This window comes from Lysinibacillus sp. 38-6, from assembly GCF_046245175.1.
In the GTDB taxonomy this organism is placed as follows: Bacteria; Bacillota; Bacilli; order Bacillales_A; family Planococcaceae; genus Lysinibacillus.
Window position 1 is genome coordinate 2059626 of record NZ_CP176417.1, and the last position, 26012, is coordinate 2085637.

The 26012-nt window shown below is 40.2% G+C and carries 23 protein-coding genes; 7 read left to right on the top strand and 16 right to left on the bottom strand.

The annotated features are described in order from the left end of the window. Positions 1-30: 30 nt before the first annotated feature. Entirely contained in the window at positions 31-1722 is a 1692-nt protein-coding gene (locus tag ACKVEV_RS10745; RefSeq protein ID WP_409370361.1) for an AMP-binding protein, read from the bottom strand. Between the two features lie 275 nt (positions 1723-1997). Between ACKVEV_RS10745 and ACKVEV_RS10750 the strand changes: the two genes are divergently transcribed. Then, positions 1998-2198: a hypothetical protein gene (locus ACKVEV_RS10750; RefSeq protein ID WP_409370362.1), complete on the top strand. Its 201-nt coding sequence runs from the start codon at positions 1998-2000 to the stop codon at positions 2196-2198. Positions 2199-2355: 157 nt separating this feature from the next. Here ACKVEV_RS10750 and ACKVEV_RS10755 read toward each other — a convergent pair whose 3' ends face one another. The 5 genes from ACKVEV_RS10755 to zapA all read right to left on the bottom strand — a co-directional run bounded on the left by ACKVEV_RS10755 (position 2356) and on the right by zapA (position 7889). Beyond that, positions 2356-2769: a DUF350 domain-containing protein gene (locus ACKVEV_RS10755; RefSeq protein WP_143995717.1), complete on the bottom strand. Its 414-nt coding sequence runs from the start codon at positions 2767-2769 to the stop codon at positions 2356-2358. A 21-nt stretch (positions 2770-2790) separates the two neighbouring features. Beyond that, positions 2791-5157, bottom strand: coding sequence for an endonuclease MutS2 (locus ACKVEV_RS10760; RefSeq protein WP_409370363.1), 2367 nt, complete (start codon positions 5155-5157; stop codon positions 2791-2793). Positions 5158-5175: 18 nt separating this feature from the next. After that, the gene (gene polX / locus ACKVEV_RS10765; RefSeq protein ID WP_409370364.1) at positions 5176-6885 is read right to left on the bottom strand and encodes a DNA polymerase/3'-5' exonuclease PolX; all 1710 of its coding nucleotides are present in this window, start codon (positions 6883-6885) and stop codon (positions 5176-5178) included. Between the two features lie 192 nt (positions 6886-7077). After that, positions 7078-7623 carry a CvpA family protein gene (locus tag ACKVEV_RS10770; RefSeq protein ID WP_409370365.1) on the bottom strand — a complete coding sequence of 182 codons (546 nt, stop codon included), beginning with the start codon at positions 7621-7623 and terminating at the stop codon, positions 7078-7080. Between the two features lie 5 nt (positions 7624-7628). Further along, positions 7629-7889, bottom strand: coding sequence for a cell division protein ZapA (gene zapA, locus ACKVEV_RS10775; RefSeq protein ID WP_402920695.1), 261 nt, complete (start codon positions 7887-7889; stop codon positions 7629-7631). A 134-nt stretch (positions 7890-8023) separates the two neighbouring features. Here zapA and rnhC point away from each other — a divergent pair, with 134 nt between their 5' ends. Continuing rightward, positions 8024-8950: a ribonuclease HIII gene (gene rnhC / locus ACKVEV_RS10780; protein WP_409370366.1), complete on the top strand. Its 927-nt coding sequence runs from the start codon at positions 8024-8026 to the stop codon at positions 8948-8950. A gap of 293 nt (positions 8951-9243) precedes the next feature. On the opposite strand, the gene pheT is transcribed toward rnhC, so the two are convergent. From pheT to ACKVEV_RS10810, 6 genes are all read right to left on the bottom strand, one after another. Then, on the bottom strand, positions 9244-11661 hold the full coding sequence (pheT, locus tag ACKVEV_RS10785; RefSeq protein ID WP_409370367.1) for a phenylalanine--tRNA ligase subunit beta: 2418 nt from the start codon (positions 11659-11661) through the stop codon (positions 9244-9246). Between the two features lie 12 nt (positions 11662-11673). Further along, entirely contained in the window at positions 11674-12711 is a 1038-nt protein-coding gene (gene pheS / locus ACKVEV_RS10790; RefSeq protein ID WP_409370368.1) for a phenylalanine--tRNA ligase subunit alpha, read from the bottom strand. 484 nt (positions 12712-13195) lie between these two features. Beyond that, positions 13196-13960, bottom strand: coding sequence for a TrmH family RNA methyltransferase (locus tag ACKVEV_RS10795; protein WP_409370369.1), 765 nt, complete (start codon positions 13958-13960; stop codon positions 13196-13198). An 84-nt stretch (positions 13961-14044) separates the two neighbouring features. Continuing rightward, on the bottom strand, positions 14045-15049 hold the full coding sequence (locus ACKVEV_RS10800; protein ID WP_409370370.1) for a sensor domain-containing diguanylate cyclase: 1005 nt from the start codon (positions 15047-15049) through the stop codon (positions 14045-14047). A gap of 28 nt (positions 15050-15077) precedes the next feature. Beyond that, positions 15078-15872 (bottom strand): alpha/beta fold hydrolase, encoded by a 795-nt coding sequence (locus tag ACKVEV_RS10805; RefSeq protein WP_409370371.1) that lies wholly within the window; start codon positions 15870-15872, stop codon positions 15078-15080. 144 nt (positions 15873-16016) lie between these two features. Then, positions 16017-17366: an FAD-binding oxidoreductase gene (locus ACKVEV_RS10810; RefSeq protein WP_409370372.1), complete on the bottom strand. Its 1350-nt coding sequence runs from the start codon at positions 17364-17366 to the stop codon at positions 16017-16019. A 157-nt stretch (positions 17367-17523) separates the two neighbouring features. Here ACKVEV_RS10810 and ACKVEV_RS10815 point away from each other — a divergent pair, with 157 nt between their 5' ends. The 3 genes from ACKVEV_RS10815 to ACKVEV_RS10825 all read left to right on the top strand — a co-directional run bounded on the left by ACKVEV_RS10815 (position 17524) and on the right by ACKVEV_RS10825 (position 19436). Then, entirely contained in the window at positions 17524-18921 is a 1398-nt protein-coding gene (locus tag ACKVEV_RS10815; protein WP_409370373.1) for a LysM peptidoglycan-binding domain-containing protein, read from the top strand. Between the two features lie 152 nt (positions 18922-19073). Beyond that, positions 19074-19232: a YfhD family protein gene (locus ACKVEV_RS10820; RefSeq protein WP_409370374.1), complete on the top strand. Its 159-nt coding sequence runs from the start codon at positions 19074-19076 to the stop codon at positions 19230-19232. Between the two features lie 12 nt (positions 19233-19244). Beyond that, positions 19245-19436 (top strand): small, acid-soluble spore protein, H family, encoded by a 192-nt coding sequence (locus tag ACKVEV_RS10825; protein WP_409370375.1) that lies wholly within the window; start codon positions 19245-19247, stop codon positions 19434-19436. Between the two features lie 91 nt (positions 19437-19527). On the opposite strand, the gene ACKVEV_RS10830 is transcribed toward ACKVEV_RS10825, so the two are convergent. Beyond that, a complete protein-coding gene (locus tag ACKVEV_RS10830; protein ID WP_409370376.1) occupies positions 19528-21678 on the bottom strand; it encodes a putative bifunctional diguanylate cyclase/phosphodiesterase in 2151 nt (716 codons plus the stop codon). Between the two features lie 212 nt (positions 21679-21890). Then, on the bottom strand, positions 21891-22415 hold the full coding sequence (locus ACKVEV_RS10835) for a sigma-70 family RNA polymerase sigma factor (RefSeq protein WP_409370377.1): 525 nt from the start codon (positions 22413-22415) through the stop codon (positions 21891-21893). 215 nt (positions 22416-22630) lie between these two features. Between ACKVEV_RS10835 and sspI the strand changes: the two genes are divergently transcribed. Then, complete coding sequence (gene sspI, locus ACKVEV_RS10840; RefSeq protein ID WP_402920662.1) at positions 22631-22840, top strand: small acid-soluble spore protein SspI; 210 nt, start codon at positions 22631-22633, stop codon at positions 22838-22840. Positions 22841-22919: 79 nt separating this feature from the next. Next, positions 22920-24299 carry an FAD-binding oxidoreductase gene (locus tag ACKVEV_RS10845; protein WP_409370378.1) on the top strand — a complete coding sequence of 460 codons (1380 nt, stop codon included), beginning with the start codon at positions 22920-22922 and terminating at the stop codon, positions 24297-24299. A gap of 268 nt (positions 24300-24567) precedes the next feature. On the opposite strand, the gene argF is transcribed toward ACKVEV_RS10845, so the two are convergent. Together argF and ACKVEV_RS10855 are read right to left on the bottom strand one after the other, a co-directional pair. After that, on the bottom strand, positions 24568-25533 hold the full coding sequence (gene argF, locus ACKVEV_RS10850) for an ornithine carbamoyltransferase (protein ID WP_409370379.1): 966 nt from the start codon (positions 25531-25533) through the stop codon (positions 24568-24570). A gap of 251 nt (positions 25534-25784) precedes the next feature. After that, positions 25785-26006: a helix-turn-helix domain-containing protein gene (locus ACKVEV_RS10855; protein ID WP_409370380.1), complete on the bottom strand. Its 222-nt coding sequence runs from the start codon at positions 26004-26006 to the stop codon at positions 25785-25787. Between the last annotated feature and the right edge of the window lie 6 nt (positions 26007-26012).

Sequence of the window (26012 nt, forward strand, 5' to 3'; positions counted from 1 at the left end):
ATTGACGCTTGTCAATACTTTAACACGTAGTTATTTTGCTTCTTTATTCGCCATTTTTGTTTTTTCTTCATCCACTAAGGAACGCCGTAAAATTTTCCCAACCGCCGTTTTTGGTAGTTCATCTCGGAATTCATAATAGCGTGGCACTTTAAATGCAGCTAGATGCTGACGACAGTATTTATTTAATTCGTCTTCCGTAATCGAATATCCTTCTTTTACTACAATATATGCTTTTACTGTTTCTCCGCGATATGGATCTGGGATACCCGCTACTACACATTCTTGAATTTCTTCACGTTCATACAAAACTTCTTCGACTTCACGAGGATAAATATTAAAGCCACCAGCGATAATTAAATCTTTTTTCCTGTCGACAACATAGAAAAATCCGTCCTTATCCATGTAGCCAAGGTCACCAGTTAAAAACCATCCATCAGCAAAAGTTGCAGCTGTATCTTCTGGTCGATTCCAATAACCTTTCATAATTTGTGGTCCTTTGACAGCAATTTCACCTATTTCACCAACAGCAAGTTGTTCCGTATCACCTGTTCGTAAAATGACTGCATCCGTATTCGGCCACGGTAATCCTACTGAGCCAATGACCCGTTTCCCCCAAATAGGTGTTGCGTGCGTAACTGGTGACGTTTCAGTTAAGCCATAGCCTTCAACAAGTTTTCCCCCTGTGACCGCTTCAAATTGCTCTTGCAGCTCGACAGGCAATGAAGCAGAGCCACTTAAACAGGCCTTAATCGACGATAAATCATATTTTGCGATATCCGGATGATTTAATAAACCAATATATAATGTTGGGGCACCTGGGAACAATGTTGGTTTTTGCTTATCGATCGTTTTCAAAGCCGTTTCTGCATCAAACTTTGGTAATAAGACCATTCTATTTTGGGTAAAAACCGTTAATAGCATCACCGTTGTCATCCCATAGACGTGGAAAAACGGTAACACGCCCATAATGGTTTCCTCACCATGGACACATTTATACATCCAGGCATCACACATTGTCGTATTAGCGATAAGGTTTTTATGCGTTAACATAACACCTTTCGGGTAGCCTGTCGTCCCACCTGTATATTGAAGCAATGCGAGGTCTTCTTCAAAATCGAATGGCACATCGATCATTTTTACAGGTGATGATTTCATAATTTCTGTAAATAAGTGATTTTGTCCACTATGCTCAACTTTCACGCTAAAGCCGTATTGTTTCTTTTGAATAAATGGATAAACTAAGTTTTTTGGGAATGGTAAGTAATCTTTGATGGCAGTTACAATGACATTTTCAAGAGCGGTTTCTTTCATAATTTTCATGACGCGTGGATACAATATGTCCATTACTAAAATGACCTTGGCACCGGAGTCCGCCATTTGATATTGCAGTTCACGTTCAGTATAAAGTGGATTTGTTTGTACGACGACTGCGCCGGCATACATCGCGCCATAGTAAGCGATTACACTTTGGGGCGTGTTTGGCAGCATGATCGCCACACGATCTCCCTTTTCCACTCCTAGTGCTTGTAAGTAGTTCGCGAACTTAAGTGCAGACTCATATAACTCGGTGTACGTCAAATCCTTACCCATAAAATGAATCGCCACTTTCGATGGCTTTTTTTCATAGGCACGTGTCAAAAACTGTTGCACAGGAATTTCCTCAAACGTTAAAGACGGTGGTACTTCTTCAGGATAATTTGCTAGCCATGGTTTTGCTGTCATACGTCCTCTCCCCTTTGTCCCAAACTTTGTAAATTCTTAATTTAATTATAATGAAAAAGAAATACACTTTCAAACACAAAATAGAAAATAAATGCATTTTCGATTAATTATTATGCATTTCACAACAATTATAGTACTACCATATATAGGTTATTATATTAAAGCTTCTTATGAACACTCATTCATTGTGGCACTTTTTATACAACTGATTGGCATTATATTTCTATATTAATAAAATAGTTTCTTTCGATGTAATTTTTCTCTTACAGGCTATTATGGTAGTTTTATTAGCGATTCGCATGATGCTATCGATGTTAGTTACGGTTACACCAGCGATTCTATCAGCGATTGGCAGTGCTTTATCAGCGATTTGCGCCATTCTATCAGCGGTTTGCACAGTTCTATCGGCGATTCGTGCCATTCTATCAGCGGTTTGCACAGTTCTATCAGCGATTCGCGCTATTCTATCGTATTAATAAAAAAACTGTAGATCAGACTTGAAAATCTCAAGTTGATCTACAGTTTTTTTGCATTATAACATTACACGGTCAACATATAATAGACACCAACTGCCAAAAATGCAATGCAGACTACGATTAGAACTTTCGCTAATTTTTCCATCTCATAACACTCCTATGCAATACTTGCCCCAATAACGAACGATAGACCGACTGAAATCGTAAAGGAAATAAAGCCTACTGAGCGATTGTCATTGGCAATTTCTTGATCCACGTTAAAACGCGGCGTCATAAACTCAAATAAGAAATACGCCACAATTAGTAACGTAAAGCCAAACAGTCCCCAACCAATCATCTCGCTTAACGTGCTATGGCGAGCGATTGAGTAACGGAAAATATTACAAATCCCTAATATTTTGCCGCCCGTAGCAAGCGCCACAGCTACATTACCTTTTTTTATTTCTTCCCAGTTTTTATATTTCGTAACGACTTCGAACAATGCCATCGAGACGACTAAACATAACACAACAACACTAAAATATCCTGCCGTTTCGATAATTGGATATCGCCAAAAGCTAGAATTTAGCATTTTCTCCGTCCCCTTTACAGCTTATTTCAATTCCACTACAGTGACGCCAAATCCACCTTCGCCTGCTTCTCCAAAACGGAAGGACTTCACCCGTTTATGCTTTTTCAGGTAACTTTGAATGCCTTGACGCAATGCTCCTGTTCCAACACCGTGGATAATTGACACTCTCCCATAGTTTGCAAGTAGCGCATCATCTATATATTTTTCAGTGCGAATAATCGCATCCTCATAGCGCTCCCCACGTAAATCTAATTCTAATTTTACATGGCTATCTCGATTTTTCACACCAGCCACACGTTGTACAGGCTCTTTTTCCGGTTTAATATATTCAAGGTCTGTATCGGCAATTTTCATCTTTAAAATGCCCATTTGTACTACCCATTCAACATCCGATACTTTTTCAAGCAAAGTTCCCCGTTGACCATAGCTTAACACCTTTACCTCATCGCCGACAACCAAGTTTTGTGCACGCGCCTTCACTTGCGCTGCTTTTTTCAAGACTTTGTTGTGCTCAAGCGGTGTCGCCTCTTCCAATCGTTTACGCGCCTCAATAAGCTCATGCTCTTTCACTACTTGATCAGCGTTTTTGCGCATTTCTCGTAGTTCTGTAATAATGGATTCCGCTTCTCTTTTCGCTTCATCCACAATTTTACGCGCTTTTTCTTTCGCTTTTTTATCCAGTGCTTCTTTGCGCTCTTCATATGCTTGAAGCTTGTCCTGTAGTTCTTTGCGGAGTGCCTCGGATTCTAATAATAAGTCGTGAGAGCGCTCGGCATCGTCTTCGGATTGGCGTCTCGTTGCCTCTAGAGAAGCAATCATCGACTCCACCTCATGTCGGTCTGTACCTGTAAAGTTTTTCGCACGATCGATAATCGACTCTGGTAAGCCAAGACGACTCGAAATTTCAAAGGCATTGGAGCGACCTGGCACCCCAATCAGTAAACGATATGTCGGACTCAATGTTTCAATATCGAATTCGACACTTGCATTGGCAACGCCAGGGCGATTATAGCCGTATGCTTTTAATTCAGGGTAATGCGTCGTTGCCATTACACGTGCGCCGCGACCATGCACTTCATCTAAAATCGAAATTGCTAATGCTGCCCCTTCTTGCGGATCAGTACCTGCACCTAATTCATCGAATAGCACAAGTGATTCGTCATCGAATTGCTGTAAAATGTCGACAATGTTCACCATATGGGATGAAAAAGTTGACAGTGATTGTTCAATCGATTGCTCATCACCAATATCAGCAAAAAGTTGCTCGAATACGGCTAGTTCTGAACCATCTAATGCCGGCACTGGTAAGCCCGCCTGTGCCATCAACGTACATAGACCAACTGTTTTTAATGTGACCGTTTTACCACCTGTGTTTGGTCCTGTAATAACAATGGCTGTAATGTCTTTGCCAAATTCAATGTCATTCGCAACAGCCGTTTCAATTGGCAATAGTGGGTGACGCGCTCGCACAAGTCGGATATAGCCGTCCTTGTTCATTTTCGGCATCGTGCATTTATTCGCCTGACCGTATTTGCCTTTTGCTAAAATTACATCAATTTCACCTAATATTTTTACTAAGTTAAATAAATCAGGTGCTACTTCTTCAACCATCGCACTTAAAGCGAGCAAGATGCGCGCAATTTCCGTTTGCTCTTTCATTTTCAGTTGATGAATTTCATTATTCGCTTGTACAACTGAATCTGGTTCGATAAATAATGTTTGGCCAGATGACGATTGGTCATGCACAATACCACCATAATGATGACGATATTCCTGTTTAACGGGAATAACATAACGGTCATTACGAATCGTTACAATAGCATCTGACAGCATTTTTGAAGCATTGCTGCCTCGCGTTAAACTTTCTAGTTTAGAACGGACTTTAGCCTCTTCAGCGCGCAAAGACTGACGAATGGAACGTAATGTTTGGCTTGCAGAATCCATCACCGCCCCGTTATCGTCAATACAGTTATTAATTTCATGCTGTAATCCTGTAAGTACAGGCATCATTTCTTTTTTGGCAATAAAATGAGGAATATCAACGACTTCCTCGGACTCTAAATCTTCAAGAAAATTACGAAGAATACGGCTAGCTCGAATTGTGCTAGACACTTCCATTAATTCCATCGCCGACAGCATGCCTCCAATTTGGGCACGTCTTGCAGCAGGTCGCACATCAAAAATTCCACCCATCGGCACATTGCCTTTCACGCGTAAAATGGATAATCCTTCATCCATTTCTTCTAGCAACTGAACGACTTTTTCATAATCTGTTTGTGGTACAAGCTCATCAATAGCAGATTTGCCGATTGAAGAAGTACAGTGTGTAGCCACTTGTTGACGTACTTTATCATATTCTAGTGTTTTCAATGCGCGTTCTGCGATCACTGAGAACACCTCCTCAACCTATTTATTTCGTCGAATGAACGCCTCAAACTGTTCCCGCGTCCATGTGTTGACAATCATATCTTTTTTCAGCCATGCCTTATTTGCATAGCGCACGCCTATATCCATAAAACGTAAATGAGCAATATCATGAGCATCGGTATTAATCGCGACAGGTACACCTGCGGCAACAGCCATTTCTAAATGCTCCACACATAAGTCCAATCGATATGGATTAGCGTTTAACTCTAAAATTTTGCCATATTCCTTCGCCCAATCGATTAACTGTGCTATATCTGGATTATAACCAGCACGGTCCTCAATAATGCGACCTGTCGGATGGGCAATCATATGCACGTAAGGATTTTGCATCGCCGTGTGTAAACGCGCCATAATTTTATCCTGTGATTGGGTAAAACTTGAATGAATAGAGGCAATGACAAAATCTAATTGACGTAGCACTTCATCATCAAAATCTAACGAACCATCTGGTAAAATATCCATCTCTGTTCCTGCATATAAATAAAAGTCTGGATGCGCTTCGTTAAATGCATCAATTTCTGCTCGTTGCTTTACTAACCTTGCTGGCGTTAAACCATTGGCCACTTTTAAATACTGGGAGTGATCCGTAATAACGCCATATCGATACTCGCGTGCAATCAATGCCTCACCCATTTCCGCAACGGAGTACGCACCATCTGACCATGTCGTATGCATATGCAAATCAGCCACAATATCCTCTAGCTTTACTAAATCCTCGACATCACTTTGGCGCTCAAACTCTGTTGTCCCTGTTCGTAGACTAGGTGGAATAAATGGCAAATCAAAATGTGCAAAAAATGCCGCTTCGTCTGCAAATGTCAGCACAGAACCATCTGCTTGCTCTACACCGTATTCGCTAATTTTCTCACCGCGCGCTTTAGCAAGTTGGCGCATACGAACATTATGATCTTTTGAGCCTGTAAAATGGTGCAAAGCCGTCGCATATTCATGATCTTGCACTAAGCGAAAATCAACACTGACTGGAGCATCTAAATCTAAAATAACAGAAATTTTTGTATCCCCTGCAGCGACCACTTCTTGAATCGCAAGTTCACTTAATAATTTTTCACGGACTGCCTCCACCGCTTCTGTGACAACGATAAAATCAATATCTTTACTCGTTTCGGCTGCACGGCGGAAGCTTCCAGCTACGGAAAAACGTGTTACTTCTTCCATACTACCGAGAAGTGCTTCAATTTGTAAAACAACAGGCTCCAGCTGCCAAATTGGTAATCGTTCCGAACGATTGGCAAAATTCGCAAGCTCCTTTAAAATTTTTTCTTCTGTTTTCGCTGCAAAGCCCGCTAGTTCGCGCACTTTGCCAGCCTCACAGGCAGCTTGTAAACTTTCAGCTGAATCAATACCTAGCTCTTGATGAAGCTTGGCAATTTTTTTACCACCTAAGCCCGGCAACTTTAATAATGGCAGTAATCCTTTTGGTACGATCTCTTGTAATTCTTTTAAGAGACTTGACTCTCCTGTCTCAATCAGGTCTTCAATGACAGCAGCCGTGCCTTTACCTATTCCTTTCAGCTTTGTCACATCTTCCATTTCACTTAAGGAACGCTCGTCACCTTCCAGTGCAGCCGCGGCTTTTCGGAAGGCGGAAACTTTAAACGGATTTTCGCCCTGTAACTCCATATATAATGCAATTTTTTCTAATGTACGAATAATTGTTTTTTTGTTCATTTTTGAATTCCCCCTATCGTAAAAACACTTCCCTCTAGTCCGAGAGAAGTGCATCATTTACTATTGCCTATTCATGACGGATCTGCATGCACAAAACAGCTGTGCTCTTAACAGCAACTTTGCCATTTAGCAGCTTTCTACGGACAAACAAGTGAACACTACATTCCATTTTCCATGCGTAGATCCCCATTATTATGAAGCATGGAGATAAATATACCACCATTTTTGGAACATCTTCGTAATAATCGGTGTATGTTCCAACATGAGGCCTGATAAGAACGACTTCGACATTAAATTTTGCACCAAATCAAGCGGTACTAATGCCAACACATACAACACAATAAATAAAATTAAATAATTTTCAATCAAGCCAAATAGAGCACCAAGCCAACGATTGACCATATTTAACACTGGTAAATACGCAATAAAATCAAAAATAGACGCCACAATTTGCAATGAAATCTTCACCGCAAAGAATATAACCGCAAAGGCAATGACGCGGTAAAACGTCCGGTCTAAATCCAAGCTGTCAATGACAACCCCAAGGCTTCCCGAATCCGTAACACCTGGATATGGTACCCAAAACACAAATTTCTGTGCTAATGGCTTATAATAAATATACGCAACAACGAGGGCAACGACAAAGCTGACTATATGCATCATTTGTACAATGAAGCCGCGTTTTGCCCCGACTAGCAGTCCAACTAATAGAACTACTAATATGATTAAATCTAGCATTCACTTCAACCCTTTAATTTTTTCAATTCTTCTTCTAGTAATTCTATTTGCTCTTTTAAGAGTAAATATTCGTGCACCGTATTTACAGCTGTAAGGACGGCAAGCTTTGTGCTATCAAGTGAGGGATTATGTAAATTCATTTCGCGCATACGATCATCAACAATAGAAGCGACAAGTCGCATATGTCCAATGGATTCGGAGCCGACCATTTTATATGTATGACCATATATTTCCACAGAAATTTTGTTCTTTTCTTGATTTTCCATAGTCGCACCCTCCAATAAAATCTTATTGCTCACTATTTTGTAGTAATGAGCACCATCCACACAAAAAAGCTATATATTATCATACCATGAAAGGTATAAAATTGTGAACAATGAGGATAGAAAGGAACGGTTAAATGTCAAATATTGTACTTTTAATTTCAACAAATGCGCAAAAAGAGGTCATGTCTTATTACGCAAATTATTATGTCGAGCGCAAAGCACCCGGTGTGGTGTTCGCGGCAAAACTGCCTGATACAGCGATAACGATGTACAAATCAGGAAAATGTATGTTTCAAGGGGGCGGCGCTGAGCGAGAAGCGGCACGATGGGGTAACTCCGGGGTAGCAACTACGCAAAAGTCTTCTATTGTTGGAGCAAAGGGGGACACGCTTCCTGACGGCTTTGCTTCTATGTCTGTGCTTGGTTCTGATGAAACGGGGACTGGCGATTATTTCGGTCCGATTACCGTGGCAGCAGTGTACGTCCCCGCTTCAAAAATAGAACTAATAAATGAGCTGGGCGTGAAAGATTCGAAAATGCTGACAGATGATTATATGCGCAAAATAGCACCTGATTTACGGGCAGCTTGCACCCATAGTGTCCTCGTCTTACGCAATGAAAAATATAATGCATTACAAGCAAAAGGCTATTCTCAAGGGAAAATGAAGGCGATGATGCACAATAAAGCGCTTGGACATACACTGACTAAAATGGCTCCAGAGAAACCTGCGCACATTTTAATTGATCAGTTTGCCGAACGAGGTGTCTATTACAATTACTTAAAAAATGAGCGTGAAGTTATCAGAGAGGACGTGCTCTTTTCAACGAAAGCCGAACAATTGCACGTTGCAGTCGCCACCGCTTCCATTTTGGCACGTGCGGCTTTCTTAAAGGAAATGGATCGACTGAGTGAGCTTGCTGGCGTAGAATTACAAAAAGGCGCATCTAGCAAGGTTGATGCCTTAGCTGCACGCATATGGCGTGGACAAGGCGAGGAATTTTTACGCTCCATCACAAAATGGCACTTTGCCAATACGGAAAAAGCTCGGAAGTTAAAATAAATGTAAAAGCTGTCTCGTTTCATTCGAAACAGCTTCAATGGGAGACAAAAGGCATCCAGAATTTCAACTGGATGCCTTTTGTCCTTTTTTATTAGTGGAAGAGTATAAAATAAAATATCTCTGCTAACATGTTGAGTTGATTGGAGTGGAGGGCGGCGACTCCTGCGGGAAAGCACGCAGCGTAAGACGCAACAATCCGCGCGTTAGCGAGGGTTGCGGCTTACGGTGTGCCCGCGGAAAGCGTCCGCCCGCAACGGAAATCAACCGCAGTAAATATTTAAAATTAGTACAAACTAACGCACTTCTGTTCCTTCAATTGTGGCAATTGCTTTTAGCACTTTATTATGTGCAGCAACTACTTCATCATCCGTTAACGTGCGTTCTGGATCGAAGTATGTTAATGAGAAGGCAACCGATTTTTTACCTGCTTCCATTTTTTCACCTTCATAGACATCGAACACTTTAATATCTTTTAACAGTTTGACACCAGCCGAACGAATAGCAGTAATTACTTCACCCGCTGCTGTTGCACGATCCATCACAAGCGCGATATCACGAGACATAGCCGGGAAACGAGGAACTGGTTTATAGCCAAGTGGTGCTTCATTTGCGTTTGCTTGTAGTAACGCAACTAAGTTCATTTCCATCACGTACGTATCTTTCACACCCCATGTTTTTTGCTCAGCAGGGTGTAAACCACCGATAATACCAACTTGTTCGCCATCTAATAAAATGCTAGCTGTACGTCCAGGATGTAGGCCCGCTACTTCTGTTTTCACAAATGCAATGCGCTCTGTTAAACCAAGCTTGCCAATGACACCTTCAATAATACCTTTAAGTACGAAGAAGTCTACTTCCTTTTTCTCCCCTTGCCAAGCATGATCTAACCATTTACCTGTTAACACAGCAGCGACATGCTCTTCTTCAAACGGTAGCCCCTCATCTGTTTGACCAAGGAAGACAGAACCAACCTCATATAATGCTACGCTATCTGCTTTACGTGCCACATTATAGGCTGCCGCTTCAATTAAATGTGGAATTAAGCTTTGACGAAGTGTTGAACGATCTTCACTCATCGGCATTAATAAGCGAGTTACTGGCTCTGCTTTTAGTGCAAAACGTTGTGATAATGCATCAGACGTTAATGAATAAGTGACCGCTTGATATAGCCCTGCCCCTTCCATAAAGCTACGCACAACACGACGATTCGCTTGGTAAGATGTTAATTGTCCAACTTGGTTCGCACCTTCTGGTAAAGTCATTGGAATTTCATCGTAACCATATAATCGCGCGATTTCTTCTACAATATCTTCTTCAATTTTAATATCTTGACGACGTGTTGGAGCGTCAATAATTAATAAGCCATTTGCTGCTTCTACACCAAATTTCAAACGCTCTAAAATCGACAGCATATCTTCTAGTGAAATTTTCATACCAAGACGTTCGTTAATAAAATCTGGAGAAACAACAACACGTGCTGGTGCTTTCTCTAATTCATCTACGATACAAGTGCCTTCTAACACTTCACCACCCGCTAATTCAGCAAGCAATGCGGCTGCACGTTCAGCTGCAGGAACCACTCGGTTTGGATCAACACCTTTTTCAAAGCGAGCTGATGCATCAGAGCGAAGACCTAGGTTTCGTGAAGTTTGGCGCACTGTTAAGCCGTCAAAATAAGCAGATTCAATAACAACAGTCGTTGTCGATGCTGTTACTTCAGAATTTGCTCCACCCATTACACCTGCAATTGCCACTGGCTCTTTGCCATTAGTAATGACTAAATCACTTGCTTTTAATGTACGCTCTTGATCATCTAAAGTCGTGATTTTTTCACCTTCCGTTGCTTTACGAACAACGATTTCCCCTGTAGCTAAGCTATCGTAGTCAAATGCATGAAGTGGTTGACCGTATTCCATTAAAACATAGTTCGTCACATCGACAACATTGTTATGAGGACGTACCCCAGCAGCCATTAAACGATGTTGTAACCACATTGGAGATTCTGCAATTTTAACGTTTTTCACAACTTTCGCTACGTACATTGGGTTCGCTTGTAAGTCTTCCACACGAAGTTTTAACAAGTCTTCCGCTTTTTCAGAAGAGGTAGAATAAGTGATTTCAGGGTACTTAATTTCCTCGGAAAGAATAGCACCTACTTCATAAGCTACACCTAACATTGATAGTGCATCGGAGCGGTTTGGCGTTAAACCAAGCTCCAGCACTGTATCACGAAGACCTAACAGTGCTAGTGCATCAGCCCCTACTTGTGCCTCTGCAGGTAATACATAAATACCTTCTGCATAGGCTTTCGGTACTAACTTACCTTCAATGCCAAGTTCTTGTAATGAGCAAATCATGCCGTTTGACTCGTGCCCACGAAGTTTTGCTTTTTTAATTTTAATACCACCTGGTAAATGTGCACCAGGACGCGCAACGATGACTTTTTGACCAGCATCTACGTTTGGCGCTCCGCAAATAATTTGTTGTGGCTCTTCTTCGCCAACATCGACTTGGCAAATATTTAATTTATCGGCTTCAGGGTGCTTCTCTTTTGATACAACATAGCCGACAACAATTTTATCCATACCGCTTGCACGGTCAATTACTGCGTCTACTTCGATACCTGAGCGTGTAATTTTTTCTGCTAATTCTTCAGGCGCTAAACCTTGTGTACTTACATAATCTTTTAACCATTCTAATGATACTAACATTTATAGTCCCCCTTACGCCTCTGTTCGCTCGAATTGTGATAAGAAACGTGTGTCACTTGTATAGAAATGACGAATATCGTCGACACCATATTTCAACATCGCGATACGTTCTGCACCAATACCAAATGCGAAACCAGAAACTTTCTTCGGATCATAACCGGCCATTTCAAGTACATTCGGATGTACCATACCTGCGCCTAAAATTTCAATCCAGCCTGTGCCTTTACATACGTTACAGCCTGCACCACCGCATTTGAAGCAAGAAATGTCCATTTCAACAGAAGGCTCTGTGAATGGGAAGAAACTTGGACGTAAACGAATTTCACGATCAGCACCGAACATTTTTTTCGCTAATGTATCTAATGTTCCTTTCAGATCACTCATACGAATATTTTCGCCAATAACTAACCCTTCAATTTGCATGAATTGATGAGAGTGTGTTGCATCATCATTATCACGACGGAATACTTTCCCTGGACAAATGATACGAATCGATTCACCTTGTTTCGCTTCCATCGTGCGTGCCTGTACTGGTGATGTATGTGTACGTAATAATATTTCCTCGGAAATATAGAACGAATCTTGCATATCACGTGCAGGGTGGCCTTTTGGTAAATTTAACGCTTCAAAGTTATAGTAATCCTTTTCTACTTCAGGACCTTCTGCAATTTCGTAACCCATGCCGACAAATAAATCTTCAATTTCTTCAATAACACGTGTTAACGGGTGACGGTTACCTACTTTAATAGCACGACCAGGTAATGTAACATCAATCGACTCACTTGCTAATTTTTCAGCAATCGCCGCTTCTTCTAATACAGTTACTTTTGCTTCAAGCACCGCTGTGACATTTTCACGTACCGTGTTCACTAAAGCACCCATTTTTGGACGCTCCTCAGCCGATAATTTCCCCATGCCTTTTAGTAAATCCGTAATCGGCCCTTTTTTCCCTAAATAAGCGACACGCACATCATTTAATCCTTTTAAATTTGCTGCGGCTTCAATTTTTGCTAACGCTTCTTGCTCTAACTGCTTTAATTGCTCTTCCATGTGTAAAACCTCCTTGTTCATATCAGTGCCTGTATACTTAAAATGGCACAAAAAAACCTCGCCCCAAAAAAGGGACGAGGACATATTCGCGGTACCACCCTAGTTATTGCGCACTTCATTTCGCACAATCACTTCATTGACATAACGACTCGATTGAAGCCGGCTTACCTTTACAGCAGATTGCTGGTCCCGGTAGCTGCTCGCAGGATGAATTCAAAATTGCATTGGTGCGGCGCTGGCTCTCAATCTCCGGCCATCGCTCCCTGTCGTCCATTCACAATCTTTACTACTTCCTGGTCAAAGCATTTCATTATACATAATTACATTTTAAATGTGATTATACATGATGACGCCACTTCAAAGCAAGGGGCATCTGTTCCTTATTGCAATATGACTTGATTTATCGGCGATGGATGCAGTGTTATCGGCGAATCCTGACTTGTTATCGGCGATTTTGACCTGTCTTACGCACGTAACACCAATCTTATTTTACAAACCCGTACAACACAATACCTGTTGCAACAGCGACATTTAATGATTCTGCTTGTCCCAAAATCGGAATAATGATATTTTGATCGGTCATTGCTAATAACTGTGGATTAATGCCACTGCCTTCATTGCCCATCATGATCGCAAAAGCACCCGTATGTTGTATTTCATGATATACGACAGCATCCTCATCCAGTGCTGTTCCAAAGACAGGCACGCCATTGTCTTGCAGCATATCAATCCATTCCTCTAAATCCCCGCGGATCACCGGAATATGGAAATGCGATCCTTGTGCAGAACGCAATGTTTTCGGGTTATATAAGTCTGCACAGCCCTTGCCAAGAATAACGGCATCTAAACCAGCAGCATCTGCTGTTCGAATCATTGTGCCAATATTCCCTGGATCTTGCACAGCATCGATTAACAGCACTTTGCGCCAAGAAGCCATTACATTTTCTTCAACTGTAAGCTGCTTGCATACAGCAAAAACGCCTTGTGACGTTTCTGTCTCAGCGAATTCCTTTGCTACTGCCGCTGTCACTTCCACCATCGCCACATCATCGATTGGCCAAAGCAACGGTAAATCAACACCCTCACGCACAATCAGCTGTAACACTTGTTCATTATTTTTTAGCGCTTCTTCAACTAAATGGAAGCCTTCAACTAAAAACTCACCCGAACGTTCACGCTCTTTTCGTGTAGTCGCTAGTTTTTTCCAATATTTCACTAACGCATTTTGCGTAGATTCAATTCTCTTCATCGTAATTCGTACCGCCTTTTTCCTATTTACTGCTCATTATTATACAGCAGAAAACAGCAAATTACATCGTCCAGTAAATTGTAGCTAATTGTCAGAATTGTTTGCGTGCCTGTCACTATGAGTGTCACTATGAGTGACCTTGTTTCTTCCGTTTTCTTTGGATGCATACAAAGCTTCATCCGCTTTTTTCAAAATTGTCACATCGTTATCCTTTTCGGTTACCGTCGCAATCCCGATACTAATTGTAATCTTTCCGGTCGGCCACTGCGCCACTTCAATCGCTTGTCGTAATTGTTCGGCAATCATTAGCGAATTATGAACGCCTGTCTCTGGTAAAATAACGACGAACTCTTCCCCACCATAACGCGCCACTACATCTTCTTGACGAGCATGTGCACTTAAAATTTGTGCCAATTGAGCGAGCACCTCATCACCTACTTGATGCCCAAATGTATCGTTTACCTTTTTGAAATGATCGATATCCAAAATGAATAGTGAAAAAGGTTTTGCCGTTTGATGGAAAAAGGCAAACTGCTCTTCTAGTTGCTCTTGAAAAAATCTTCTGTTTTTCAAACCAGTTAGCTTATCTGTAACGGCTAGTTCAACTAATGTAGCGTTTATATTGAGTAGCTCACGTTGTTTTTGCTCAATTTCTAAATGGATTTGCTCTAATTTAACTAATGCCTGATCCTTCTCAAAATAAGCAGCCTCTAGTTGCTTTTTAGCCGAACGTAATTCTAATTCATAATCAACACGCTTTTTCATCGGCACTAAAATGCAATCAATACATTCAACCTCACCTGACCCATATTTTTTGCCGTTTAACAAAAAAGGAATGGCCTCACCCGTACAATGCTTTAAACTAATAAATAGTTCTTCTACCTGATCGTTCAGATTGATGTTCGGGTAAAAATAAGAATGAAAAATCATCTTATTAGGCATAGACATTAGAAATTCAATATGCTGGTGTAATAAATTCACCCGTTCATAACCCATCCACTCCAGAAAGGTCTGATTCACCTCAGTAATGACTCCATCATATGTAATCGCGATAAAGCCACAAGGTGCATAGTTCAATCGTTTATCCATGTCTTATAAATTATCCTTTCATTTTTCCTTAAAGAAATTGTGTAATTAACTGGATTGTTTCCTCTGGATGACTAATATGCGGATAATGCCCTTTTGCTGTCATTAATTGCAAAGTACTCGCTTTTAAATGCTGGTGTAAATATTCACCAACTTCTATCGGCACGATACTATCATCCGAACATTGCATAATTAAAATGGGAACACTAGCTTTTGCTAAGTCACTGCGATGATCAGATAAAAATGTTACTTCGGCAAATTCTCTTGCAATCACGGGATTCGCTGATTTAAAAGTTTGTTCAAGCTCGTTTGTAAGTTGTGGTGATTCAGGCGCATTCATGGCAATAGGTGCTAAAAAGCTAGCCCAGCCTGCAAAGTTCATTTCCATCATATCGAGTATTTCATTAATATCATTTAATTCAAATCCACCTACATAACCATCTCCATCATTTAAATAACGTGGTGAAGGGCCAATCATAATTAATTTTTCAAAATAATCCGGGCGTTCAATCGATGCTAGCATACCGATCATGGAACTAATGGAATGACCAATAAAAATAACGGATTGTAACCCTAGCGCTTCAATAATTTCTAGTACATCCTGCTTGTATCCATGCAGCGACTGATATTTTTGAGATTGGTAGGCGTCCAGTCTTGAATGACCTGCACCTACATAATCGAATAAAATAAGTTGATAGTGCTCTTCAAATGCGGGAGTTATATAACGCCACATATTTTGATCGCAACCGAATCCGTGCGCAAATAATATTGGTTGCTTCCCTTTTCCTATTATTCTCACATTATTACGTATAATAACATCCATCATCGCATTGACTCCTTTAGAAATATATGTAATATCTCCATTTTGACGGTGCATCCAATAATTATCAAGGGAATAATAATCGTAAACCAAATAAAAAAGTAGAATGCATCTTGTAAAAATGCATTCTACCATTCACATAGTGCAAACCTATAACCACTTTCTATTCGTTGGAATACTTTGCGGGAAACGAAACACATTGTATGGATCGTATTTCGTTTTCACTTCCCTTAACCTTGTGAAATTACGGCCATAGTAAGCAGTAGGCCAATTTTCAATCGATTGATCAGGAAAATTCACATAATCTCCCATTGTAAATGGAGATAACATTCGTCTTAACGCCTCCACCCACTGAACATTTTGCTTTTCCTCTTCAGCATGTTCCCATGACGTAATATATTCCTGGGCAATTAGTGCATTTCTATAATAAAAGGCTGTTCGATTTGATGCAATCTGTCCAACAGCACCTCTAAGCGATTGTTGCCAGATGCTCGCATTGCGATTAGGCGCATTTTCTAAAAATTGTTTCATTCTCATAATAGCCACGTGCGGAAATGGTTTTTCAATAAAAGAACCTGATCTTTTACGAAGGGCTGGTTGATTGCCACTTGGCACATCAAAAAATCGCACTGCTTTCATGTACGGTACCTCTTTTAGCCATACTTCCGTTGGTGTGCCACTTTTCCTTAATGGCCGCAATAACTTTTTTAGTTCAGAAGGCGGACCAACAAAAATACCTTGGACGACTACTTCACCCACTTCCTTCGATTTCAACTCTATTTGGGAAGTGATGCGCTCATCCGTAAAAGGCGCCCATTTTTGCCAAGCATCAAAGGCAACCTCAAAATCATTCCACTCCCATACGATGGCGAAAAGCGTCACATCTGCTATTGCTTGCAGCTTGAACGTTAGGGCCGTGACAATGCCGAAATTGCCACCCCCTCCACCACAGCTAGCCCAAAATAAATCGCTATTCATCTCGCGATTTGCTCTTATTAGCTCTGCTCCTTGCTGACCACTCGCCGCTACCATTTCAATTTCAATCAAGTGATCACACGTAAGCCCAAATGGTCGACTAAGCATGCCTATGCCGCCACCTAATGCTAAACCAACAAGCCCTACACTGCTCTCCGTTCCACCAGGGATGGTCATGCCATGTTCCCACAATGCCCGGTATACCTGGCCGAGATTAGCACCCGCCTCTATTCGAGCTGTCCCCTCCTCGTTATGAACGGTGATGTCATTCATTTCACTGACATCAATAACAATACCGTGATTAACGAGCGAATAATTTTCATAGCTATGTCGTCCGCTCCGTAGTCGGAAATCTTCATTATTTTCCCTTACCCACTTTAAAGCATTGACTACATCTTTCGTCTTTTGACAAAAGACAATTTTACTCGGAAATTTCGGTAGACTTAAGTTATTATTCGTTCTCGCTTCGTCGTAATCTGGATCACCTGGACTAACAATTCTTCCTGTAAGTTTTGCCTTCTTCAACGTACAGCCCCTTTCTCAATTGATACACTGCGCATGTACTATACTATGTATCACGAGCAAGAAAAAAATATGAATTGGAAATGATTCAAGATTTCATCATGAGAAAGATATTTTGTTACATATGATGCATTAATGAAACTTATTAGGGGGAGACCGAATGTTAATACATGTAGTAAGCGCTGGTGAAACACTTTGGCACATTGCGAACCGCTATGCTGTGCCTATGCAATCTATTATTCAATTAAATGCATTAGCTAAGCCAAATCAATTAATTATTGGACAATCACTTGTTATTCCTTCCGCTTATACAATGCATATCGTCAAGAAAGGTGACACATTAGCGTCCATAGCCCGACAATATAATGTGCCAATGCAAGCGATTATTCAAGTCAATCATCTAACAAATCCGGATGTTTTAACACCAGGAACACAACTCATCATTCCTCCAGTAACGCACACTGTACAAGCTGGCGAAACGTTATCACAAATCGCTAGCAACTATCGTACAACCGTTCAAGCCATTATCGAAGCAAACAACATTACAAACCCAAATATGATTTATGTCGGGACACAATTAATAATCCCTAGAGCAAAGCCTAGTATTGAAGTCAATGCGTATTCGTACCAACCGTCTGAAGAAGCTATACAGTCAATCCATGCAATCGGTGACCTTCTTACTTACTTTAGCCCCTTTGCGTATATGATAAAAGAGGACGGGTCATTGCAATCGCTTAATGACCAAGCGATGATTGATGCAGCACAGACGCAAAACATCATACCAATGCTAACCATTACAAATTTTTCTTCTACAGAAACAGGCTCCAACTTAGCACATGTAATTTTGTCCAACGCACAATTAACAGCAAAAGTGCTAGATAATGTCTTAAAGGTGATGAAAGAGAAAGGCTATAAAGTGCTAAACATTGACTTTGAAAATGTCCTACCAACAGATCGGGAACATTACAACCAATTTCTCCAATCAGCCGTTGATCGCCTTCACCCGAATGGTTATTTAGTATCGACGGCACTTCCTCCAAAAACAAAAGCCGGCCCTGCATATGAAGCATTTGATTATGAAGCGCATGGAAAAATTGCGGATTTTGTTGTGTTGATGACGTATGAATGGGGCTATCGCCTTGGTCCTCCACAGGCAATCTCCCCAATTAATGAAATGACCAAGGTTGTCGAATATGCGCTAACAGTCATGCCTGCTACTAAAATATTTTTAGGCTTTCAAATTTATGCACGCGATTGGCTACTTCCACATGTGAAAGGGCAAGAAGCGGAAACATTTAGCCCGCAAGAAGCCTTAGATAGAGCACAACAGTATGGGGCAACTATTCAATACGATCGAACAGCACAATCCCCTTATTTCCGCTATGTTGATAAACAAGCCAGAAATCATGAAGTATGGTTTGAAGATGCAAGAAGTGCACAAGCTAAATTCGACCTAATAAAGCGATATCAGCTCCGTGGTGTCAGCTACTGGGCTTTAGGTTTCCCATTCCCGCAAAACTGGGCGCTGTTAGCAAATGATTTTTCTATAATAAAATAATACCTACTCTTATTATTTCCTTTCCGTTCTGTTTTATAATTTCCCCTTTTGCCTTTCATTTTTTTTAATATGATATTCTGCCTTTTGCCATGATAAAAAAAGCAATTGCAAGCCATATTAAGAAATATCAAAAACGAAAGGAGAATGTACACATGGGAAGAGATAATAAGCAAGGACAAAGCAATAACAAAGGTTCGCTACCACAGACACCAAAAAATCAAAAAATTGCACCAAACAAAGTAAAAGAAGAGTTTTCCCAAGAGTTTACGGAGTTAATTAATGCCGTAGCGAAAAACCAGAAGAAAAAATAAGGGGGCCTTCGATTGGAGTATCTACGCGCACAAGAAATAGTTGCCTCTCCAAAGGAATACGAAGTGAGCTACAATGGAGTTTCGATATGGATCGACAAGCTGCATGATGATGGCCAAACGGCAACGGTTCATTTACGACGCTCACATGAGGAACGGTCTGAAGTCGCTATTTCCGAGCTAAAAGAAGAATACCTCGTGCATTAAATTGCTTTAGTAAAAAAATCCGCATTGTACTTTATTGTAGGTTGAGCAACAGTTGCTGTCCCTATTAAAGTCCAAGCGGATTTTTTTACAATTAAATACTAAATTCCTCTCCATATTTGAACTGCTCTAATATTTGATTCGCATGCATATGTAAATCTGTAAATGTCACAGTAAACTGCTCAGCCGAAATCGGCTTACTAAATAAATAACCTTGTATATAATCGCAATCACCTGCAATGAGGAAAGCGAGTTGTGCCACTTCTTCGATTCCTTCAGCCACGACTTTTAGACGCAAGTGCTTAGCCATGGAAAGAATCATGGAAACGAGCGCTTCATCATTAGGATCATGCTGAATATTGTGGACAAAAGCGCGATCAATTTTTAAACAGTCAATTGGAAAGTCTTTTAAATAGGATAATGATGAGTAGCCTGTCCCAAAATCATCGACAGCTATTTGTATGCCAAGCGCCTTCAATTCATGCAGCAACTGCGTCATTTGATCAATATTCATTGTCATACTTTCCGTTATTTCCAATTGAAGATAACGAGGCTCGAGATTACTTTGCTGTAAAATCTCCTTTACCATTTGCACCAAATCTTGCTGGAATAACTGCCCGAGCGATAAATTCACCGCTACTTTCATTTTCGGTAAACCTTGCGCCTCCCATTCCTTCGCTTGCATACATGCCTTTTCTAAAATCCACTTACCGAGCGGAATAATGAGCCCAGACTCCTCAGCAATATCAATAAATGTATCTGGTGGCACATAGCCACGAACTGGATGTTGCCAGCGCACAAGTGCCTCAACAGACTCTATTTTTCCAGTTCTTAAATTAATTTGTGGTTGGTAATCTAAATAAAATTGTTGTTGGTCAAGTGCTATATGTAATTCCTGCTCTAATAAAATGCGCTCTGTTACGCTGGTTGACATATGCTGTTTATAAAAAAGAAACCGTTGTGGTATCTGACTTGCTTCACGCATTGCCAACTGTGCATGCATTAAAAATTGCTCAGCCGAACAATTTTCTTCATTGTACGCAATGCCAATATTAACATTGCCTTTAAGTGAAAAAAGATGTACTTGCAATGGTTTATCCATCGTCCTTTTTAAATTCATGCAAAATTGGATAAGCTCTTCTTTGCTCTGTACATGATTAATGTAGATAACAAATTGGCTTTCTCGTAACTTAGTCGCGAAATAATGCGGCGGCAGCATCGCTTGAATCCTATCCGCTATCAGTTTCATCATCTTATTGGAATTACTAATTCCTAAGGAATCACTAATAGTGGCAAGTCGGTCAATTTCAATTGAGATAATGGCCTGTTGCTTCCCATTCTTATGCAATCCTTCCTTTAATGTTTTTAACAAAAGACGCTCATTTGGCAGTTGTGTAATGTCATCATGATAAGCTTGAAAAGTTAGTTCTTGTTGCGATTGTTCTAAATCTTGTTTAATTTTTAACAGCTGCTGATAAGGCTTCTCGACTGAGGTATAGTAGATAGCCTTTAAAAATATATAATAGGCAAAAAATTGGTGAAAAAGCGCAGTAAATACCCATATTGCATTGAGGTCTTTGCTCATAACCAATAATACATCACTCAAAAGCAAATAAACGGAGCCACTTATTAGCCATATCACTTGTTTTGGCGCTTTCTTATAATGTTTGCTTAAAAAATAAATGGATACCGCTTGTAAAGCCGCAGTCACTAATTGCACAATGCTTTGTATCGTTTGATGACCATCTTCCATCAACGGCTGTGCATTATTTAATATGAAAAGCATAAGCGCAACACAACCGAGAGCAATACCATAAGCTAACCGACGATGTGCTAATGTTAACGTTCTTCTTGGCTTGACGATAATCAATAATACCCCTATTACTAAAGCGACTCGCATAAGAATTTGGATCCAACTGCTCGTTAATGCTGTATCTATGTTTTGTGGGGCTGTCATCACAATGTTAGCGATTTCTAACAAAGCGATAAGGAAGAAAACACTGCCTATGTATAAGGTTTGATTTAATAATAACTGCGAAAATATTAACCAGGAATGAATAGCAATCGTCATTGTGAAAACGACAATTAAAATTTCCATAATTAAACTGACATACACGAAACTTTCTTCTATATATAAAGTAATAAGCTGATTATTAAAAACTAAAAGCGGAATAAATAGAAACAATGGTATCGTCATATACCATAGTTCCTTTTTATCTATTAAATTATTTCGCGCGTTTCCCACTACTAACCCTCCATACTAGTCTATACTCAATCAAAATAGATAGGTACTTATATCTAATTATTATTAATTACTACTTGAAAATTGTATATTTCTTTGACTTCTTACAAATCATAGCACTTTTCTTGGACTTTGTATGCAATAAGTAAAGTATGCTAATATTCAATTTATTTTGATATTAGCATACTCTTACTATCTTTTAGTAGTAATTTTGTTTAAGGGCCTAGCAGTCTGCGCACTTTATTTATAAGTCTTGTCCGTCGTTTTTTTACTGCCGCTACAGATAGTTGTAGTTCTTTAGCTATTTCTTCATACCTATAGCCTTCAACGTAAAAAAGTTGCAGAAGCCTTCTTTCTTCTTCTTTTAATAACCCCATTATTTTTTCATATAGAATAGACGCTTCCTGTTGGCTCACCTGCTCCCCACCGTATCGAATACGATTTAACGTATCATCAGCCATTACTGTCACATTGTCCTGAAATTGTCTTTCCTTCGTCAGTTCTTTCAAAATTTCTCCCTTCACTGTTGTATAAATATAGGCACTAAATTGCCCTTTCGTTGGATCTGCTTTTTTGTATGCTTGCCATACAGCAATGGCTGCAATATGCCGATAATACGCGAAGTCTTTGTAAATATGGCATTTCGATAATATGGCAGTAATCATCGGCTGAACCTTTTCTAATATTTCCTCAAATGGCTGTTCTGGCGAAAGAAATTCTTTAGGTTTTTCTATTGTCACTGGTACTTTCCTAACGACTTGTGCACAGTCCATTATTCCTAGGTATTATTAGCTTAGCGTGCTCTAGCAAAGTAAGCGAATGACGTATTGCTACTAATTCCATCACAATATGGATGAATAGCTGCCTAAAAAAAGAGAAAAACCGAGGATAATTTTCGTTTTTTATACATATTTCTACTAACACTGGACAACTTATCACTAAGGAGGCGAAATAGATGAATTTTCAAATAAGAGATGCCATTACGGCAAATGTACACGGTCAATCAGCAGCAGAATTTAAGGATATCGTCCAAGACGCTATTTCACGTGGTGAAGAGCATTTACTACCAGGGCTCGGTGTATTTTTTGAAAAATGGTGGCAACAATCGACGGCTGCGGAACAAGATGCATTTGTGCAAAAGCTAGAAAAAGTTTTCGCACACTGAGATTTTTAGGAACAGTACATTCCAATTCCTCGAATCGCATGATAAATTAGATTTATCAGAAAGTTTGGGAGGGATTGGAATGACTGTTGCAGTAGAGCTAATAGTAAATCAACTTAGAGAGGTATTATCCGAAGAGCAGGTGTCGATAAACGACACCGTACGAGAGCTACATGGCAAAGATGAATCTCATCATGCGATGACCTTACCGGATATCGTCGTTTTCCCACGGTCTACAGGAGACGTCAGTGCAATTATGAAAATTGCCCATGCAAATCTTATACCAGTTGTACCATTTGGTGTTGGCTCTAGCTTAGAAGGAAATGCTATTCCGATTGCTAACGGCATTTCTATTGATTTTTGTGAAATGAATGCTATTTTAGAGATTCGTCCAGAAGATTTATTAGTAAAAGTGCAACCAGGGGTAACACGGGCACAATTAAATAAAGAATTAAAAAAACACGGATTACAATTTACGGTAGATCCAGGAGCGGATGCAACACTTGGTGGCATGGCAGCAACGAATGCAAGTGGTACAACAGCTGTACGTTATGGTGTTATGCGTGATCAAGTACGAGATTTAGAGGTTGTTCTTGCGGATGGTACTGTTATTCATACTGGCAGTTTAGCAGCGAAATCTTCATCGGGTTATCATTTGAATGGCTTATTTGTCGGTTCAGAAGGTACATTAGGTTGTTTTACAGAGCTGACATTGCAAGTTTATGGCATTCCAGAATTCGTTACTGCAGGCCGTGCTGTATTTAACACGGTGGGCGATGCCGTTAGTGCAGTGGCCGCTTTATTGCAGGCTGGCATTGTCATCGGTCGTGTCGAACTTGTCGATGAAGCATCGATTACCCAAGTAAATCGTTATAATGAAACAACTTATGCTGAAAAGCCAACATTGTTTTTAGAATTCCACGGTAATGACGCAGGTATGCGTGCAGATATTGCATTTGCTACAGAAATTTTTGAGGATTTTGGCTGTACGACGGTCGAATTTGAACAAAACAATGCTGCGCGCAATCAGCTATGGGAGGCACGACATTCTTTAGCCTACGCATATATTCATGCGTACCCAGGTAAAAAATTGATGTCGACAGATGTCTGTGTACCGATTTCAAAATTGGCAGAAACGATACTTTATGCACGTGAGCAGCTAAATACGATTGGTCTAGTTGGTGGTATTGTTGGCCATGTCGGTGACGGCAATTTCCACACCCTGTTAATGCTAGACCCGACAGATGTACAAGAACAGGCACAAGCAGACCGTTTCAATGAGCAAATTGTGCAGTATGCGTTGCTGCGTGGCGGAACATGTACAGGTGAACATGGCGTGGGGATTGGTAAAATGAAATATCAATCACTTGAGCATGGAACCTCTTTAGTCGTTATGAAAAGCATTAAAGCTGCACTCGATCCACATAACATTATGAACCCAGGAAAAATTTTCACCTTGTAAATTATATCAACACAGCCTTCTCCTTTATGGAAAAGGCCGTGTTTTTTTATATGCTGGCGCAGGCAATAAAAAAAAGCAACCCAGCGTCTCCCAGGTTACTTTCACTATGTAGCGATGAGGTCATCCATCTTGACAACGTACATCGCGCGCGGCCTACATCCCTCTGTCTGTATACCACTGTAAAGCTATCCATATCGCCACCCTCTGTTGCCAATATGAACTTTATATATAAGAATCTCATAAAGAGCTTCATATATTACATCTTTAATTAAGCCATTATAGAAGCTAACACGGCTTTTTGCGCATGAAGTCGATTTTCTGCTTGCTCAAAAATAAAGGAGTTCGGGCCATCGATAACAGATGTTGCCACTTCTTCTTCACGATGTGCTGGTAAGCAATGTAAAAACATATAGTCAGGCTTAGCATGTGCAACCAGTTCGTCATTAATTTGATAACCAGCAAAATCTTGTAGACGTTTCGCTGCTTCTTCTTCTTGCCCCATAGATGTCCAAACATCTGCATATACGACATCAGCATCTTGCACTGCTGTGACAGGATCATTAGTAATGGTAATCGTACTGCCATTTGTTGCAGCAATTGCTTGTGCTTTAGCAATGACCTCTGCATCACATTCATAGCCAACAGGTGTTGCGACTGCTACGTTCATGCCTACATGTGCAGAAGCGACTACCAACGAATGCGCTACATTGTTGCCATCTCCAACATAAGCGATTTTCAAACCTTGTAATTCACCTTTATGTTCAAAGATTGTTTCTAAATCGGCTAATGCTTGGCAAGGATGATAAATATCCGTTAAACCATTAATAACAGGAATCGTAGCGTGCTCCGCTAACTCTTTAACCATTGCATGGGAGTTTGCACGAATCATAATGCCATCTAGATAACCTGATAACACATGTGCTGTATCATAAATAGATTCACCACGTCCAATTTGTAAATCGCGTGCATGCATAAACATACCTTTACCGCCCAATTGTTCCATGCCTACTTCAAATGAAATACGAGTACGCGTTGAATGTTTTTCAAAAATCATGCCGAGTGTTTTACCTTCAAGTAATTTCGGACATTTACCTTCTTTTGTAATTATTTTCAGTTGAGATGCTAGCGCAACTAACTGTTGCACTTCTTCACTTGTGTAGTCTAACAGGGTTAATAAGTCTTTTCCTTTTAAGCTAGACACTAACTTCAACTGTACTTCTTCTAGTAATTTCATAGCCTTCGCTCCTTGCTTTCGTAACTGTTGAGTTTAGTATACACATGCATAAATATAAAATCAACTGAATTTTTATGTTATTTTTAAAAAGTTAGAATTCATATGTAGATTGTGACAAAAATACGTACGTTTGAATATTTATGCATTTTACTACTGTTGCAAGCATATTGGCTGAAACATGATGTTGATCCATTTCATGACTGCTTTATCAAAAAGAGCCTACCCGAAGGTAAGCTCCATCAACAGTCTATTCAATCTTGTTCAGTTTCATCACGTCGGTATTCTATAATATCTCCCGGCTGACATTCTAATGCTTTACAAATTGCCTCTAAAGTCGAAAATCGTATGGCTTTTGCTTTCCCATTTTTTAAGATTGAAAGATTAGCCATTGTTATGCCAACCTTTTCTGATAATTCCGTTACGCTCATTTTTCGCTTTGCTAACATCACATCAATATTTATAATAATTGTCATATTTTT

Coding starts and splice junctions, on each gene's coding strand:
- ACKVEV_RS10745 (WP_409370361.1), bottom strand. CDS start 1,722: ATGACAGCAAAACCATGGCTAGCAAATTATCCTGAAGAAGTACCACCG.
- ACKVEV_RS10750 (WP_409370362.1), top strand. CDS start 1,998: ATGGTAGTTTTATTAGCGATTCGCATGATGCTATCGATGTTAGTTACG.
- ACKVEV_RS10755 (WP_143995717.1), bottom strand. CDS start 2,769: ATGCTAAATTCTAGCTTTTGGCGATATCCAATTATCGAAACGGCAGGA.
- polX (WP_409370364.1), bottom strand. CDS start 6,885: ATGAACAAAAAAACAATTATTCGTACATTAGAAAAAATTGCATTATAT.
- ACKVEV_RS10770 (WP_409370365.1), bottom strand. CDS start 7,623: ATGCTAGATTTAATCATATTAGTAGTTCTATTAGTTGGACTGCTAGTC.
- zapA (WP_402920695.1), bottom strand. CDS start 7,889: ATGGAAAATCAAGAAAAGAACAAAATTTCTGTGGAAATATATGGTCAT.
- rnhC (WP_409370366.1), top strand. CDS start 8,024: ATGTCAAATATTGTACTTTTAATTTCAACAAATGCGCAAAAAGAGGTC.
- pheT (WP_409370367.1), bottom strand. CDS start 11,661: ATGTTAGTATCATTAGAATGGTTAAAAGATTATGTAAGTACACAAGGT.
- pheS (WP_409370368.1), bottom strand. CDS start 12,711: ATGGAAGAGCAATTAAAGCAGTTAGAGCAAGAAGCGTTAGCAAAAATT.
- ACKVEV_RS10795 (WP_409370369.1), bottom strand. CDS start 13,960: ATGAAGAGAATTGAATCTACGCAAAATGCGTTAGTGAAATATTGGAAA.
- ACKVEV_RS10800 (WP_409370370.1), bottom strand. CDS start 15,049: ATGGATAAACGATTGAACTATGCACCTTGTGGCTTTATCGCGATTACA.
- ACKVEV_RS10805 (WP_409370371.1), bottom strand. CDS start 15,872: ATGATGGATGTTATTATACGTAATAATGTGAGAATAATAGGAAAAGGG.
- ACKVEV_RS10815 (WP_409370373.1), top strand. CDS start 17,524: ATGTTAATACATGTAGTAAGCGCTGGTGAAACACTTTGGCACATTGCG.
- ACKVEV_RS10820 (WP_409370374.1), top strand. CDS start 19,074: ATGGGAAGAGATAATAAGCAAGGACAAAGCAATAACAAAGGTTCGCTA.
- sspI (WP_402920662.1), top strand. CDS start 22,631: ATGAATTTTCAAATAAGAGATGCCATTACGGCAAATGTACACGGTCAA.
- ACKVEV_RS10845 (WP_409370378.1), top strand. CDS start 22,920: ATGACTGTTGCAGTAGAGCTAATAGTAAATCAACTTAGAGAGGTATTA.
- argF (WP_409370379.1), bottom strand. CDS start 25,533: ATGAAATTACTAGAAGAAGTACAGTTGAAGTTAGTGTCTAGCTTAAAA.
- ACKVEV_RS10855 (WP_409370380.1), bottom strand. CDS start 26,006: ATGACAATTATTATAAATATTGATGTGATGTTAGCAAAGCGAAAAATG.